Annotated in this window: 11 protein-coding genes; 8 read left to right on the forward strand and 3 right to left on the reverse strand. The window is 68.1% G+C overall.

Features of this window, described 5'->3' with window-relative positions; genetic code table 11:
- Positions 1 to 33 precede the first annotated feature (33 nt).
- The 7 genes from rseP to lpxB all read left to right on the forward strand — a co-directional run bounded on the left by rseP (position 34) and on the right by lpxB (position 8,318).
- The gene (gene rseP / locus AC1PZ7_RS13025; RefSeq protein ID WP_482355644.1) at positions 34 to 1,179 is read left to right on the forward strand and encodes an RIP metalloprotease RseP; all 1,146 of its coding nucleotides are present in this window, start codon (positions 34 to 36) and stop codon (positions 1,177 to 1,179) included.
- A 188-nt stretch (positions 1,180 to 1,367) separates the two neighbouring features.
- Positions 1,368 to 3,797, forward strand: a complete 2,430-nt coding sequence (gene bamA / locus AC1PZ7_RS13030) for an outer membrane protein assembly factor BamA (RefSeq protein WP_482355645.1) — start codon at positions 1,368 to 1,370, stop codon at positions 3,795 to 3,797.
- A gap of 88 nt (positions 3,798 to 3,885) precedes the next feature.
- A complete protein-coding gene (lpxD, locus tag AC1PZ7_RS13035) occupies positions 3,886 to 4,953 on the forward strand; it encodes a UDP-3-O-(3-hydroxymyristoyl)glucosamine N-acyltransferase (protein WP_482355646.1) in 1,068 nt (355 codons plus the stop codon).
- Positions 4,954 to 4,956: 3 nt separating this feature from the next.
- The gene (gene fabZ, locus AC1PZ7_RS13040; protein ID WP_482355647.1) at positions 4,957 to 5,439 is read left to right on the forward strand and encodes a 3-hydroxyacyl-ACP dehydratase FabZ; all 483 of its coding nucleotides are present in this window, start codon (positions 4,957 to 4,959) and stop codon (positions 5,437 to 5,439) included.
- Positions 5,436 to 6,269: an acyl-ACP--UDP-N-acetylglucosamine O-acyltransferase gene (gene lpxA, locus AC1PZ7_RS13045; RefSeq protein ID WP_482355648.1), complete on the forward strand. Its 834-nt coding sequence runs from the start codon at positions 5,436 to 5,438 to the stop codon at positions 6,267 to 6,269. The genes fabZ and lpxA overlap by 4 nt, the downstream gene beginning before the upstream one ends.
- A gap of 10 nt (positions 6,270 to 6,279) precedes the next feature.
- Entirely contained in the window at positions 6,280 to 7,137 is an 858-nt protein-coding gene (locus tag AC1PZ7_RS13050; RefSeq protein WP_482355649.1) for an LpxI family protein, read from the forward strand.
- Positions 7,134 to 8,318 (forward strand): lipid-A-disaccharide synthase, encoded by a 1,185-nt coding sequence (gene lpxB / locus AC1PZ7_RS13055; RefSeq protein WP_482355650.1) that lies wholly within the window; start codon positions 7,134 to 7,136, stop codon positions 8,316 to 8,318. The genes AC1PZ7_RS13050 and lpxB overlap by 4 nt, the downstream gene beginning before the upstream one ends.
- Before the next feature lie 154 nt (positions 8,319 to 8,472).
- On the opposite strand, the gene gltA is transcribed toward lpxB, so the two are convergent.
- A complete protein-coding gene (gene gltA / locus AC1PZ7_RS13060; protein ID WP_482355651.1) occupies positions 8,473 to 9,783 on the reverse strand; it encodes a citrate synthase in 1,311 nt (436 codons plus the stop codon).
- 237 nt (positions 9,784 to 10,020) lie between these two features.
- The gene (gene gltX, locus AC1PZ7_RS13065) at positions 10,021 to 11,457 is read right to left on the reverse strand and encodes a glutamate--tRNA ligase (RefSeq protein WP_482355652.1); all 1,437 of its coding nucleotides are present in this window, start codon (positions 11,455 to 11,457) and stop codon (positions 10,021 to 10,023) included.
- A 247-nt stretch (positions 11,458 to 11,704) separates the two neighbouring features.
- On the opposite strand from gltX, the gene AC1PZ7_RS13070 reads away from it, so the two are divergent.
- Positions 11,705 to 14,107: a ComEC/Rec2 family competence protein gene (locus AC1PZ7_RS13070; protein WP_482355653.1), complete on the forward strand. Its 2,403-nt coding sequence runs from the start codon at positions 11,705 to 11,707 to the stop codon at positions 14,105 to 14,107.
- Here the strand turns inward: AC1PZ7_RS13070 and lexA are convergent.
- Positions 14,101 to 14,796, reverse strand: coding sequence for a transcriptional repressor LexA (gene lexA, locus AC1PZ7_RS13075; RefSeq protein ID WP_482355654.1), 696 nt, complete (start codon positions 14,794 to 14,796; stop codon positions 14,101 to 14,103). The genes AC1PZ7_RS13070 and lexA overlap by 7 nt on opposite strands.
- Between the last annotated feature and the right edge of the window lie 96 nt (positions 14,797 to 14,892).

Genomic DNA, 14,892 nt, shown 5'->3' on the forward strand with positions numbered 1-14,892 from the left:
CGTCATCCGGCGCGTCCCTCTGGGAATTCGCTGATGGAACTTCTTGCCTCGATGGGCGGCAATGCGAGCTGGCTTCTCAGCTATGTCGTGCCGTTCCTCTTCGTGCTGACGATTGTGGTGTTCTTCCACGAGCTCGGCCACTTCTGGGTGGCGCGGCGCGTCGGGGTGAAGGTGGTGGCTTTCTCCATCGGCTTCGGCCCCGAGATCGTCGGCTTCAACGATCGGCACGGCACGCGCTGGCGGCTTTCGGCGATTCCGCTGGGCGGCTACGTCAAGTTTCTCGGCGACGAGAACGCCGCGAGCGCGCCGGACCGGCAGGCGCTGGACCATATGAGCGAGACGGACCGGCGCGAGAGCTTCTTCCACAAGTCGGTAGGCGCGCGTGCCGCCATCGTCGCCGCCGGGCCCATCGCCAACTTCATTCTCGCCATCGTCATCTTCGCGACGCTGTTCATGACCGTCGGCCGTCAGGTCACGACTCCGCAGGTCGATGCCATACAGGCGGGCAGCGCCGCCGAGCGGGCGGGCTTCCAGCCGAACGACGTGATTCTGACGATCGACGGAACGCCGATCGATTCGTTCGGCGACATGCAGCGCATCGTCAGCACCAGCGCCGACCAGAAGCTGAACGTCGAGGTCGAGCGCGACGGTCGGCGGCTGATTCTGGAGCCGACGCCGGATCTGCGCGAGGTTACCGACAGCTTCGGCAACGTCCATCGCATCGGCGTGCTGGGCATCACCCGCAACACCGCCGGCGGACAGGTGAAGACCGAGCGATTCGGTCCGATCGAGGCCGTCGGCATGGCCACGAAGGAAGTCTGGTTCATTGTCGACCGCACCTTCAGCTATCTCGGCGGCGTGGTGACGGGGCGCGAATCCGCCGACCAGCTCGGTGGGCCGATCCGCATCGCGCAGGTTTCCGGGCAGGTCGCGACCTTCGGTGTGGCCGCCCTGCTGCAGCTCGCCGCGGTTCTGTCGGTGTCGATCGGACTTCTTAACCTCTTTCCGGTACCTCTTCTCGACGGTGGACACCTGCTTTTTTATGCCATCGAGGCGCTGCGCGGACGTCCGCTCAGCGAGCGTGCGCAGGAGGTAGGATTCCGTATCGGTCTGGCGTTGGTTCTGATGCTGATGTTGTTTGCGACGTGGAACGATATTCTCAATATATCAAAATCTTGACGCCTATTCGGGGCGGCGTTGCCGGCGCGCCACGCTGGCTGGAAAAGGCGTTGATTGAGGCTCCTCCGGTTTGCAGGCTCTGGAAAAGTCTGTATCAAACGGAGTGCAGGGTGAGGACAGTTCCCGGCTGTGTGCCTTTTGGTGCGCCGTCGGGGCGATCCCAGAACAACGGTAAGGTTGCGCACCAAATGGCTGGTTCCCGGTTCGTGAGTAGATTGGCCTCGGTTTTCGGTATTGCCTTGCTGGTGGCCGTCGGGAGCGTTGCGGGATCCGTTGCCGTGTCCGGAAGTGCCGTGGCTCAGTCGGCGAGTTCGATCGTCGTCGAAGGCAACCGGCGCGTGGACGCCGATACCATCCGCTCCTATTTCCGCACCGGGCCTGGCGAATCACTGACCCCGGCCAAGATCGACGAGGCGCTGAAGTCGCTCTATGCGACCGGTCTGTTCTCGGATGTCACCATCAGCCATCGCGGCGGACGGCTGGTCGTGTCGGTCGCCGAGAACGAGGTGATCAACCGCGTTGCCTTCGAGGGCAACAAGAAGGTCAAGGACGACCAGCTTTCGCTCGAGGTTCAGTCGAAGGCGCGCAGCCCGCTGTCCAAGACGACCGTCCAGGCCGACACCCAGCGCATCATCGACGTCTATCACCGTGCCGGCCGTTATGACGTCCGCGTCGTGCCGAAGACCATCGAGCGCGGCCAGGGCCGCGTCGATCTCGTCTTCGAGATCACCGAGGGCGACAAGCTCGGCGTCGCGGAAATCCGTTTCGTCGGCAACAAGGCGTTTTCGGCCTACAAGCTGAAGGACGAGGTGACGACCACGGAGACCAACTGGCTCTCCTGGCTCAAGAGCACCGACATTTACGACGTCGACCGGATCAACACCGATCAGGAGCTGCTGCGCCGCTTCTATCTCAAGAACGGCTATGCCGACTTCCGGATCGTTTCCGTGACGGCCGACCTCGACCGTGAGCGCGACGGCTTCATCCTCACCTTCGTCGTCGACGAGGGTCCGCAGTACCGCATCGGCACGGTGGACGTCGTCTCGGGCATCAAGGATGTGGATATCGCCGACATCCGCTCCGCGCTCCGCGTCGCTCCCGGCCAGGTCTACAATGCCGAGCTGGTCGAGAAATCGGTCGAGAACGCGACCATCGAAGTCTCCAAGGCGGGCTATGCCTTCGCGCAGGTTCGTCCGCGCGGCGACCGCAATGTCGAGAGCCGCACCATCTCGCTGGTCTTCGCCGTCGAGGAAGGTCCGCGCGTCTATGTCGAGCGCATCGAGATCCGCGGCAACACCCGTACGCGCGATTGGGTCGTCCGCCGTGAGTTCGATTTCGCGGAAGGTGACGCCTATAACCGCGTGCTGGTGGATCGCGCCGAGCGGCGGCTGCGCAACCTCGGCTACTTCAAGGACGTGAAGATCAGCAACGAGCCGGGTACCGCGCCCGATCGCATCATTCTGGTCGTCACCGTCGAGGATCAGCCGACCGGCGAGTTCTCGGTGTCGGGTGGCTACTCGACGACGGACGGCTTCATCGGTGAAGTGGCGATTTCCGAGAAGAACTTCCTCGGGCGCGGCCAGTATGTGCGCCTTGCCGGCCAGCTCGGCGAGAGCGTCCAGGGCGTGGACTTCAACTTCACCGAGCCGTATTTCCTCGATTATCGCGTCGCTGCCGGCTTCGACCTGTTCTGGAAGGAAACGAGCGCGACCAGCTACAGCCAGTACGACACGTCGACGGCCGGCGGTACGCTGCGCGTCGCCCTGCCGCTGACGGACGAGCTGACTCTCGGGCTGCGCTACACGCTGTCGCAGAAGGAAATCACCGTCACGGTGGAGGACGAGCTCTACAACGACGTTTCCTGGGCGATTCTCGAGATCAACGGCGAGTCGATCATCACCTCGGCTGTCGGCTACACGCTGTCCTACAACATGCTCGACAATAACCGTGACCCGTCAAACGGTTACCTCATCGAGTTGAAGCAGGACTTCGCCGGCCTGGGCGGCGACGTGAACTTCGTCCGCTCGACCTTCGATGCGCGCTGGTACATGCCGATCGCCGGCGACTTCGTGATGCTGCTGCGCGGTCAGGCGGGCAACGTGGCGTCGTGGGGTGGCGGTGAGGACCTGCGCATCACCGACAACTTCTTCAAGGGTCCCGACCTCGTTCGCGGCTTCGCCCCGAACGGCATCGGCCCGCGCGATCTGGCGTCCGGCTATCTCGGCGAGGACATGGATGCGCTCGGCGGCACGCTCTACTGGGGCACGACGGCGGAAATCCAGTTCCCGCTCTCCTTCCTGCCGAAGGATATCGGCCTGAAGGCCGCGGTCTTCGCGGATGCCGGCTCGCTGTGGGATTATCAGGGCGACACGATCTTCCCGAACATTCCGGGTTGGGAGAATAACCTCGTGAACTGCAGCGCGCTGCAGGGTTCCTCGACCAAGGGCATGAACAATGTCTGCGTGGCCGACAGCGATCTGGTCCGCTCCTCGGTCGGCGTGAGCCTGATCTGGCAGTCGCCCTTCGGTCCGCTGCGCTTCGATTACGCCTGGGCGCTGACCAAGGAATGGTACGACGAGGTGCAGGAGTTCCGCTTCAGCGGCGGCACGCGCTTCTGATAAGCTGCATCGCATCAGCCTGCACGGCGGTCCGGTCACCCGGACCGCTTGTGCGTTTGGGAAACAGGTCGGCGGTCGATACGCGGCTATGAACGATCCCTTCTTCCATCCGGCGCCGACGCCGCTCACCATCGGCGAGATCTGCACCCTTGCCGGTGCGGTGCTCGTCGGCGGAGGTGATGCGAAACGCGCGATCGCCAACATCGCATCGCTGGAAGAAGCCGGGCCGGCCGATCTCGCCTTCATGGACGGCGCGCGGCATGTTCCCGAGCTGCGAGGCACCCGCGCCGGCGCCTGCTTTGTCACCGAACGTTATGCGACGCACGTGCCGGACGGCACGGCGGCGCTGTGCGTCGCCAAGCCTCATGCCGCCTTCGTCGCGATTGCCCGGCGGTTCCATGAGGCAAGCCTGCGTCCCGGCTCGGTGTTCGGCCAGGCAGGCGTGGCCGCCGGCGCCATGGTGCATCCGCAGGCGCGGCTCGAGACGGAGGTGACGGTCGATCCGGGCGCGGTCGTCGGCCCGGGTGCCGAGATCGGTTCGGGCACGGTCATCGGGGCGGGAGCCGTGGTCGGCCCCGGCGTGCGCATCGGGCGGAACTGCTCCATCGGCGCCGGAGCGACGCTGCAGCATGTGCTGGTGGGGGATCGGGTGATCGTCCATCCCGGCGCGCGCATCGGGCAGGACGGTTTCGGCTATCTCGGCGGCGCGAAGGGCCATGCCAAGGTTCCGCAGATCGCGCGCGTCGTCCTGCAGGACGATGTCGAGATCGGCGCCGGCACCGCCATCGACCGCGGCGGGCTGCGCGACACGGTGATCGGCGAGGGGACCAAGATCGACAATCTGGTGCAGATCGCCCACAACGTCGTGGTGGGACGCCACTGCATCATCGTTTCGCAGACCGGCATTGCCGGCAGCGCCACGCTGGGCGATTTCGTGATGCTGGGCGGGCAGGTCGGGGTGATCGGTCATGTCCGCATCGGCGATGGCGCGCGCATCGCCGCGACGAGCAATGTGAAGGACGACGTTCCGCCGGGCGTGGAATGGGGCGGTTCGCCGGCCAAGCCCATGCGCGAGTGGTTCCGCGAGGTGATGGCCGTCCAGCGCCTGGCGCGCGGAGAGCGCGCGGCGGCGGGCGGCGGGCAGGAGAGGCAATAGCGAATGGACGTGCAGGCCAAAGTCGAGGCCGCGGCGCTCGGGGCCGCCGATATCAAGCGCATTCTGGCGACGCTGCCGCACCGCTTCCCCTTCCTCATGGTCGACAAGATCATCGGCATCGAGGGAGACAGGAAGGCGATCGGCATCAAGAACGTGTCGGCCAACGAGCCGCATTTCCAGGGGCACTTCCCGGACAATCCGGTGATGCCCGGCGTTCTCATCCTCGAGGGCATGGCGCAGACCGCTGGCACGATCTGCTTGCTGGGACGTCCGGAGGAGGGCGCGCCTTCGCTCGTTTACTTCATGACCATCGACAAGGCGAAGTTCCGCAAGCCGGTGCTTCCGGGCGACGTGCTGGAATATCACATGACGCAGATGAAGAAGCGCCGGAACATGTGGTGGTTCCGCGGCGAGGCCAAGGTGGACGGACAGATCGTGGCCGAGGCGGAAGTCGGCGCGATGATCGCCCGCGAGGGCGCGAAATGAGCGACGCTTCCGTACGGATCGACCCGCTGTCGCGCGTCGAGGACGGCGCAACGCTGGGCGCGGGCGTCGAGATCGGGCCGTTCTGCACGGTCGGGGCGGATGTGGTGCTCGGCGCCGGCGTGAAGCTTGTCTCGCACGTTTCGATCGCCGGCCGCACGACGATCGGCGAGGGCTCAACCGTCTATCCCTTCGCCTCGCTCGGCTTCGCGCCGCAGTCGCTCGGCTACAAGGGCGAGCCCGCGCGCCTGGTGATCGGGCGCAACTGCACGATCCGCGAACATGTGACGATGAATGTCGGCACCGCCGGCGGCCACATGGAGACGGTGGTTGGAGACAACGGCTTCTTCATGGTGAACAGCCACGTCGCGCATGATTGCATCGTCGGCGACAACGCGATCTTCGCCAACAATGCGACGTTGGCCGGCCATGTGACGGTGGGAAACAACGTGTTCCTTGGCGGCATGGCGGCGATCCACCAATTCGTGCGCATCGGCGACAATGCCATCGTCGGTGGCCTGTGCGGGCTGCAGCATGACCTCATCCCCTTCGGCGCCATGATCTATGGCCGGAGCGGGCTCGGCGGGCTGAACATCATCGGCATGAAGCGGCGCGGCTTCAGCCGGCCGCAGATTCATGCGTTGCGTGCCGCCTATCGCGAGCTGTTCTATTCGGGCGGGGCGCTGAGCGAGCGGGCCGATCGGGTGGCGGAGCGCTTCGCCGACGATGCCAATGTCCTGCACATCGTCGGCTTCGTGCGCTCCTGCGGCAAGCGTCGCCTGACGGTGCCCGACGACGCGGCCGACCATGTCGCCGAACCAGAAGCCGCCTGAGCGGAAGGTGGTGGAAAAGGATGAAACGCTCGCCATCATCTGCGGCGGCGGCGCGTTTCCCCTGGCGGTTGCGGATGCGGCGCGCCGGGCCGGTCGGTCGGTCGTGCTCTTCCCGGTGCGCGGCTTCGCCGATCCGGCCGTCGAGGCGTGGCCGCATGTATGGATCCACATCGGCCGCTTCGGCCAGCTGAAGCGTGAGTTGCGTCGCCATGGCTGCCGCGATGTGGTGTTCATCGGCAATGTGTTGCGCCCCCGCATCCGCGACATCCGCTTCGACTGGACGACGCTGACCTTCCTGCCGCGCGTGTTCGCCATGCTTCGTGGCGGTGACGATCATCTGTTGAGCAGCATCGGACAGATCTTCGAGGAGTCCGGCTTCCGCCTCGTCGGCGCGCACGAGATCGCGCCGGAGATACTCATCCCCGCCGGACAGCTGGGCTCGCTGGCAACGAGCGCCGAGCAGATGGACGACATCGCCCTCGGCCGCCAGGCGCTCGCCGTCATCGGGCCGCTGGACATCGGGCAGGGGCTGGTGGTGATGAACCGCCATGTCGTCGCTATGGAGGCGGCGGAGGGCACGGACCTCATGCTCGCCCGCGTGGCCGAACTGCGGGCCAATGGCCGCATCAAGGCCCCGACGCCGTGCGGCGTGCTGGTGAAGCGGCCGAAGGCCGGGCAGGATCGCCGTCTCGACATGCCCTCGCTCGGTGCACGCACGGTGGAGGGCGCCGCCAGGGCCGGGCTTGCCGGCATCGCTGTCGAGGCCGGCGGGGTCATCGTCGCCGACGTCGAGGCGCTGGTGCGGGCGGCCGATCGGGCAGGCCTGTTCATCCATGCGTTCGAACGCGACGGGGGTGAGCCGTCGTGACCGAGGCCGGAGCGCTCGACGTGTTCATCATCGCCGGCGAGGAATCCGGCGATGCGCTCGGTGCGGGCCTCATGGCCGAGCTGAAGGCGCTTCATCCAGGAGCGATTCTCTTTCGGGGCGTCGGCGGGGCGCGCATGCAGGCTCAGGGGCTCGCTGCACTGTTCCCGATGGAAGACATCACCGCCATGGGCTTCGCGCAGGTGATCGGCGGCCTGCCGCGCATCCTGCGGCGCATGCGCGAGGCGGCCGACGCGATCGTCGCGACACCGCCGGACATACTGGTGATGGTGGACGCGCCGGACTTCACCCACCGCGTCGCGCACAAGGTGCGGGCGCGGCTGCCCCAGCTTCCGATCGTGAAATATGTCGCGCCGACGGTCTGGGTCTGGCGGCCCGGCCGGGCGCGGGCAATGGCGCCGGACTTCGATCGGGTGCTGGCGCTGCTTCCCTTCGAGCCGGAGGCGATGCACGAACTCGGCGGTCCGCCGACAACCTATGTCGGCCATCCGCTGCTGGGCGAACTGGACCGGCTGCGGCCGAACGCCGAGGAAACGAGGCGGCGCGAGGCTAGGCCGCCGGTGCTGCTGGTGCTGCCGGGAAGCCGGAGCGCCGAGCTCGCCCGGCTGGGAGGCGCCTTTGGCGCGGTGCTGGGGCTGCTGCAACATCAAGCTGCAGAAATCGACATCGTGCTGCCGACCCTGCCGCGCCGGCTCGCGCAGATCGAGCAGATCGTAGCGCAATGGCCGGTGAAACCGCGCATCATCGTCGACGAGGCGGAGAAGCGGGCGGCGTTCCGCGTCGCGAGGGCGGCGCTCGCGGCCTCCGGCACGGTGACGCTGGAACTGGCGCTCGCCGGCATCCCGACGGTGGCTGCCTATCGCGTGCCGTGGCTGGAGGGGCGCATCGCCCCCTTCTTCCTGCGGGTGAAGACGGCGATCCTGCCCAACCTGATCCTGGGCGAGCCGGCGATGCCGGAATATCTGCAATGGCATATCGACCCGCCCGCCATGGCGGCGCAGCTCGCCCGGCTGATCGAGGGCGGCGCGGAGCGCGAGGCGCAGCTTGCCGCCTTCGCGCGGCTCGATGCGATCATGGGCGAGGAAGGTGATCCGCCGAGCCGGCGTGCGGCGGCGGCCGTGCTGGAGACGTTCAGGGCGTCGCGCGGCACCCCGCAGGGCTGAGGCCCCCCGCACCTTCCCGACCGCGTCGCAAATGAAAATCCCCGCCCTCCGGACCGGAGAGCGGGGATTTGATGGCGAGATCGACGACCTGAGCCGGGGCGACCTGAACCGGGGCGTGCGCCCCGGCCATGCGCTGGATCGTTCCGCGGGCCGTCTACTTGCGGCGGGCGATCGGGGTGTAGTCGCGCTGCTCGGCGCCGGTGTAGAGCTGGCGCGGACGGCCGATGCGCTGGCCCGGATCCTCGATCATCTCCTTCCACTGGCCGATCCAGCCCACGGTGCGGGCGACGGCGAAGAGGACGGTGAACATGGAGGTCGGGAAGCCGAGGGCGCGCAGCGTGATGCCCGAATAGAAGTCGATGTTCGGGTAGAGCTTGCGTTCGACGAAATACTCATCCTGCAGCGCGATGCGCTCCAGCTCGACCGCGATGTCGAGCAGCGGATCGTCCTTGATGCCGAGCTCGCCGAGCACCTCATGGCAGGTCTTCTGCATGATCTTGGCGCGCGGATCGTAGTTCTTGTAGACGCGATGGCCGAAGCCCATCAGGCGGAACGGATCGTTCTTGTCCTTGGCGCGGGCGATGAATTCGGGAATGCGGTCCACCGAGCCGATTTCGCCGAGCATCTTGAGCGCCGCCTCGTTGGCGCCGCCATGAGCGGGGCCCCACAGGCAGGCGATGCCGGCGGCGATACAGGCGAAGGGACTGGCGCCGGAGGAACCGGCGAGGCGCACCGTCGAGGTCGAGGCGTTCTGCTCGTGATCCGCGTGCAGGACGAAGATCCGGTCGATGGCGCGGGAAAGGACGGGATTGGCCTTGTATTCCTCGCACGGCACCGAGAAGCACATGCGCAGGAAATTCGAGGCGTAGTCGAGGTCGTTCTTCGGATAAACGAAGGGCTGGCCGATCGAATATTTGTAGGCCATGGCCGCCAGCGTCGGGATCTTCGCGATCATGCGGATCGAGGCGATCATCCGCTGCTGCGGGTCCGAGATGTCGGTCGAGTCGTGATAGAAGGCCGAGAGCGCGCCGACCGAGGCGACCATCACCGACATGGGGTGCGCGTCGCGACGGAAGCCGTGGAAGAAGCGGCTCATCTGCTCGTGCACCATGGTGTGGCGCGTGACGCGATAATCGAAATCCGCCTTCTGGGCGGCGGTCGGAAGCTCCCCGTAGAGAAGCAGGTAGCAGGTTTCCAGGAAGTCGCCGTTCTCGGCCAGCTGCTCGATGGGATAGCCGCGATAGAGCAGGACGCCTTCGTCGCCGTCGATATAGGTGATCTGGCTTTCGCAGGAGGCGGTGGAGGTGAAGCCCGGATCGTAGGTGAACTTGCCGGTCTGGGCGTAGAGCTTGGCGATGTCGATGACGTCTGGCCCGATGGTGCCGTTCAGTATCGGAAGCTCCCAGCTCTCATCGCCGATCGTAAGAGTGGCGGATTTTGGCGAGTTGCTTTGGATGGCGTCCATGCGGGGTCTCCCTGAACCTATGGAACCGGATGAAACGGATCGCGTCTTGCGGGTGCCGCGCCTGCCTTGCGGCAAAATGCGCCGGAGACGGGGGCTTGTCTCGCTGCGGCCCGATGGGGAAGTCGTAGCGGTTTCGATCCGCCCTCGCAAGCGCAGCGAAATAGGTACCGCAATGCGGTCGGCGGCGATCGATGAAAGCGTTTCATCTTCGCAGCCGCATCATGCTACATCGGCCCTTCACGCCTGCGTGGCGGGGCCCGTCTGATCGGCGATCCGGGCCAGCGACTCGTCCCGGCCCAGCACTTCCAACACATCGAAAATGCCGGGCGAGGTGGTTTTGCCGGTCATGGCGGCGCGCAGCGGCTGGGCGATCGCGCCGAGCTTCACGCCCCGATCCTCGGCGACGGACCGCACCGCGGCTTCCGTCTCCGCCGCATTCCAGTTCGCTACTGCAGCAAGATTCGCCGCCGCCGCCGCCAGCAGGGCGCGGGCGTCAACGGTCAGCAGGGCCTGGGCCTTCTCCTCGATCGGGAGCGGGCGCGCCTTCCAGATATAGGCTGAACTATCAATGAGTTCGAGCAGGGTCTTGGCACGCTCCTTCAGCCCCGGCATGGCCGCCAGCAACTGCGCGCGCCGCGCGGGCGTGAGGGCCGCGGCGACGTCCGCGCCATTGGGAATATGCGGCAGCAGCGCGTCGATGGCGTCCATCAGCTCGGCATCGGGGGTCGAGCGGATATAGACGCCGTTGATGCTCTCGAGCTTGGCGAAATCGAACCGTGCCGCCGAGCGGCCGACGCGGTCGAGGTCGAACAGCTGGCTCATCTCCTCGGTCGAGAAGATCTCCTGGTCGCCATGGCTCCAGCCGAGGCGCACGAGGTAGTTGCGCAGCGCCGCCGGCAGGTAGCCCATGGCGCGGTAGGCATCGACGCCGAGGGCGCCGTGCCGCTTGGACAATTTGGCGCCGTCCGGCCCGTGGATGAGCGGGATGTGGGCCATCTTCGGCACCCCCCATCCCAGCGCATGGTAGATCTGCGTCTGGCGCGCGGCATTGGTGAGGTGGTCGTCGCCGCGGATGATGTGGGTGACGTTCATGTCGTGGTCGTCCACCACCACGGACAGCATGTAGGTCGGCGTTCCGTCCGAGCGCAGCAGCACGAGATCGTCGAGATCCTTGTTGGGGATGACGACGCGGCCCTGCACGAGGTCGTCGATGACGGTCTCGCCTTCGGTCGGCGCACGCAGGCGGATGGCGGGCTTGCGGTCGGCCGGCGCCTCCGAGGGGTCGCGGTCGCGCCAGCGCCCGTCATAGCGCGGCGGGCGGCCCTCCCTGCGGGCGGTCTCGCGCATCTCCTCCAGCTCGGCGGGCGAGGCATAGCAGCGATAGGCGCGGCCCTCGGCGAGCATCTGCTCGACCGCCTCGCGGTGCCGCTCGGCGCGGGCGAACTGGTAGACGACGTCGCCCGACCAGTCGATGCCGAGCCATGTCAGCCCGTCGATGATGGCGTCGATGGCTTCCGGCGTGGAGCGCTGGCGGTCGGTGTCCTCGATGCGCAGCAGCATCGTGCCGCCCTTGGCGCGGGCGTAGAGCCAGTTGAACAGCGCGGTGCGCGCCCCGCCGATGTGCAGGAAGCCGGTGGGCGAGGGGGCGAAGCGGGTAATGACGGTCTCGGACATGTCTCTTCCGTCTTGCGCCGCATGAGGGGCGGCGTCGAAGCATGGCGGGCGCGGACGGTGCGTGTACCATAGCTGTACGACGCGGGAAATGTGCGGCTTGGCCCGCCGCCCGTGCGACACGCGCCGCGCGGGCGGCGGGGGCAGGGGCGTTGACGGCATGCAGACGCCGCAGCAGCACCGACCGGGCGAAGGCGCGTCCGCGCGAGGGCGGACGCGTGCGACGTCGCGCGCGGCGGCGCGTGCGGCCGTGCTCGCGGCCGGAGGGCCGGCGCTGCGCGCCGCCTCCCATGGCTGGCCGCGCGTGCCGGCCGCCGCGCTGGGCGGGTGGCTGGCCGGTGCCCTGACGCGGGAGCTCGACGACCGGCGCGGATTTCTCTTCCTGCCCATCGGCTTCGCCGCCGGGGCGGCGCTGTATTTCGGCGCGCCGCACGAACCCCTGCTCTATGCCGGGCTCGTGCCGGCGGCAGCCTTCGCCGGGCTCGCCGTGCTGGCGCGTGAAAAGCCTTTCGGCTTCCATCTTTTCGCGCTGCTGGCGGTGATGGCCGCCGGCTTCGCAATAGCCGGCCTGCAGGTGCAGCGCATGGCGCACCCGCTGCTCGGCGAGGCGGTCAACGCGGTCGAGGTGAGCGGCTTCGTCGAGGCGGCCGAGCAGCGCCCGCGCGGCAGCCGCATCACCCTCGCCGTGACCGGTTTCGGGCGTCCGCTCACCGAGCCGCCGACCCGCGTGCGGGTGACGCTGCCCGGGCGCGATCCCCCCGCCGTCGGCGCCCATGTGCGCGTGCGTGCGACGCTCGGGCCGCCGCCCGGCCCGGCCTATCCCGGCGGCTATGATTTCGGCCGGGCGATCTGGCTGGAGGGCATCGGCGCGACCGGCTACGCGCTCGGCAAGGCGCAAGCCAGCCCGCCGCCCTATCCGCCGTCCTGGGGGCTGGCGATCGCCACCTGGCTCGACGGGACGCGCCGGGCGATCGCGACGCGGATCCGCGCGGCCTTGCCGGGCGAGAATGGCGGCGTGGCCGTGGCGCTCGTCACCGGGCTGCGCGACACGGTGGCGGAGCCGATCGAGGAGAGTATGCGCATCTCCGGGCTCTCGCACGTCCTGTCCATCTCCGGCCTGCACATGGCGCTGGTGGCGAGCACGGTCTTCTTCCTGGCGCGGGCGCTGCTCGCGCTGGTGCCGGAGCTGGCGCTGCGCCATCCGATCAAGGCTTGGGCGGCGCTGCCCGCCCTGCTGTCGGCGACCTTCTACCTCATGCTGTCCGGCGCGGCGGTGCCGACCCAGCGCGCCTATGTGATGACGCTGCTGGTGCTGGCGGGTGTGGTGATGGGGCGGCCGGCGCTCACCCTGCGGACGCTGGCGGTCGCGGGCCTCGTCCTGATGATCCTGGCGCCGTGGGCGGTGCTCGATCCCGGCGCGCAGATGTCCTTCGCCGCGACGCTCGGCCTGGTGGCGGCCTATGAGCGCTTCGGCCATCTCATCGGCGCGCCGCCGGGCGGCGGGAGCCTCGCGCGCTGGCTCGGCGTCCCGGCGCGCTACCTCGCGGCGCTCGTTCTCGCCTCGCTCGCGGCGGGACTGGCGACCGCGCCCTTCGCGGCGTTCCATTTCCAGCGGCTGGCACCGTTGAGCCTCGTCGCCAATCTCGCCGCGATGCCGGCGGTGTCCTTCGTCGTGATGCCGGCCGGACTGGCCGGCGCGATCCTGATGCCGTTCGGCTGGGATGACGTCGCCTGGCGGGGCATGGGCTGGGGGCTCGACGTGATGGTGCGCGTCTCCGACGTCGTCGCGGGCCTGCCCGGCGCCGATCGCGGCCTGCCGGCGATGCCGATGGCGAGCCTCGTCCTGTTCAGCCTCGCGCTTGTGGTGCTCTGCCTCGCCCGCACCCGGCTGGTCCTGCTGGCGCCGGCTTGCGCGGCCGCGGGCATCTGGGCGGCGGCGACCGAGCCGCGGCCCGATCTGCTGGTGGATACGCAGGCCCGGACGGTGGCGGTGCGCGGGCGGGACGGGCGCCTGATGGTGATGGGCGACGGCGACAAAGGTGTCGCCAGCCGCTTCGCCGTGGAGCAATGGCTGAACGCCGATGGCGACCGCGCCCGCGTCGGCAGCGCCGATCTCACGCGGGGGGGCGCCTGCGATCCGCTCGGCTGCACCCTGCCGCTGCCGGGCGGCGGGCTCGTGGCGCTGTCGCGCCAGCGCGATTCACTGGAGGATGATTGCCGCCTCGCGGCCGTGCTGGTGACGCCCTTCGCCCCGCCCGACGCCTGCGCCGCCACGGTGATCCATCGCGACGACCGCCGCGCGATCGGCGGACTGGCCGGCTATCTCACCGCGGAGGGCGAATGGCGCATCGTGCCGGCGCGACCGCCCGCGGGCACACGACCCTGGGAGCCGAAACCGCCGGAACCTCGCATCCCTGTCCATGCACGGGAGGTCATGCCGCGAGCCGGAGCGGCTTCCAGCGCCGGGCCGGACGCCGACCGTGTTCGAAAAGAATCCGCGCACCGGCGCGATGCGGAAGATGCGGATGCCGGCGTGAGCGCAGCGGATGCGGAAGGCGATGAAACACCGCCCCGCGCGGATGTCGGTATATCCGGCGCCGCTGCCACCGGGCCCGCCGAGCGCTCACCGGCCGCCGAAGAGCAGGCTCAGTAGCGGCGGAACAGCCCGACCAGCCGGCCCTGGATGCGCACGCGGTCCGGGCCGAAGATGCGCGTTTCATAGGCCGGGTTGGCGGCTTCGAGCGCCACCGAGGCGCCCTTGCGGCGCAGGCGCTTCAGCGTCGCTTCCTCGTCGTCGATCAGCGCCACGACGATCTCGCCGGTATTGGCCGAATCGCATTTGCGGATCAGCGCCAGATCGCCGTCCAGAATACCGGCCTCGACCATCGAATCGCCGCGCACCTCTAGTGCGAAGTGCTCCCCGCCCGACAGCATCTCCGGCGGCATGCTGATCGTGTGGTCGCGCGACTGGATGGCCGAGATGGGGGTGCCGGCGGCGATGCGGCCCATGACCGGGACCGACACGACGCGCCGGTCGTCCTCGTCCTCGACCGGCGGGCGTCCCCGGCCGAGATTGCCCTCGATGACGTTCGGCGCGAAGGGGCGGGCGGGCCTGGGCGGCTGCGCGTCCTCCGGCAGGCGGACGACTTCGAGCGCCCGCGCCCGGTTGGGCAGGCGGCGAATGAAGCCGCGCTCCTCCAGCGCCGTGATCAGCCGGTGGATGCCGGACTTCGACCGCAGGTCGAGCGCTTCCTTCATTTCCTCGAAGGAAGGCGGCACGCCGTCCTGCTGGAGGCGTCCATTGATGAACAGGAGCAGCTCATGCTGTTTGCGGGTGAGCATACGGAGAACCCCGTCTGCCGGCCGTTGCCGGAATGAAACAAATCACGAACAAAAGACTATCCGTTCTTATTGTGTTCCACAATGGGTAAAGGGATC

This window comes from Ancylobacter sp. TW_SC_1 (assembly GCF_056836805.1).

What these genes read in the sequence shown, in the direction of transcription:
- rseP (WP_482355644.1), top strand. Translation starts at nt 34, where the DNA reads ATGGAACTTCTTGCCTCGATGGGCGGCAATGCGAGCTGGCTTCTCAGC.
- bamA (WP_482355645.1), top strand. Translation starts at nt 1,368, where the DNA reads ATGGCTGGTTCCCGGTTCGTGAGTAGATTGGCCTCGGTTTTCGGTATT.
- lpxD (WP_482355646.1), top strand. Translation starts at nt 3,886, where the DNA reads ATGAACGATCCCTTCTTCCATCCGGCGCCGACGCCGCTCACCATCGGC.
- fabZ (WP_482355647.1), top strand. Translation starts at nt 4,957, where the DNA reads ATGGACGTGCAGGCCAAAGTCGAGGCCGCGGCGCTCGGGGCCGCCGAT.
- lpxA (WP_482355648.1), top strand. Translation starts at nt 5,436, where the DNA reads ATGAGCGACGCTTCCGTACGGATCGACCCGCTGTCGCGCGTCGAGGAC.
- gltA (WP_482355651.1), bottom strand. Translation starts at nt 9,783, where the DNA reads ATGGACGCCATCCAAAGCAACTCGCCAAAATCCGCCACTCTTACGATC.
- gltX (WP_482355652.1), bottom strand. Translation starts at nt 11,457, where the DNA reads ATGTCCGAGACCGTCATTACCCGCTTCGCCCCCTCGCCCACCGGCTTC.
- lexA (WP_482355654.1), bottom strand. Translation starts at nt 14,796, where the DNA reads ATGCTCACCCGCAAACAGCATGAGCTGCTCCTGTTCATCAATGGACGC.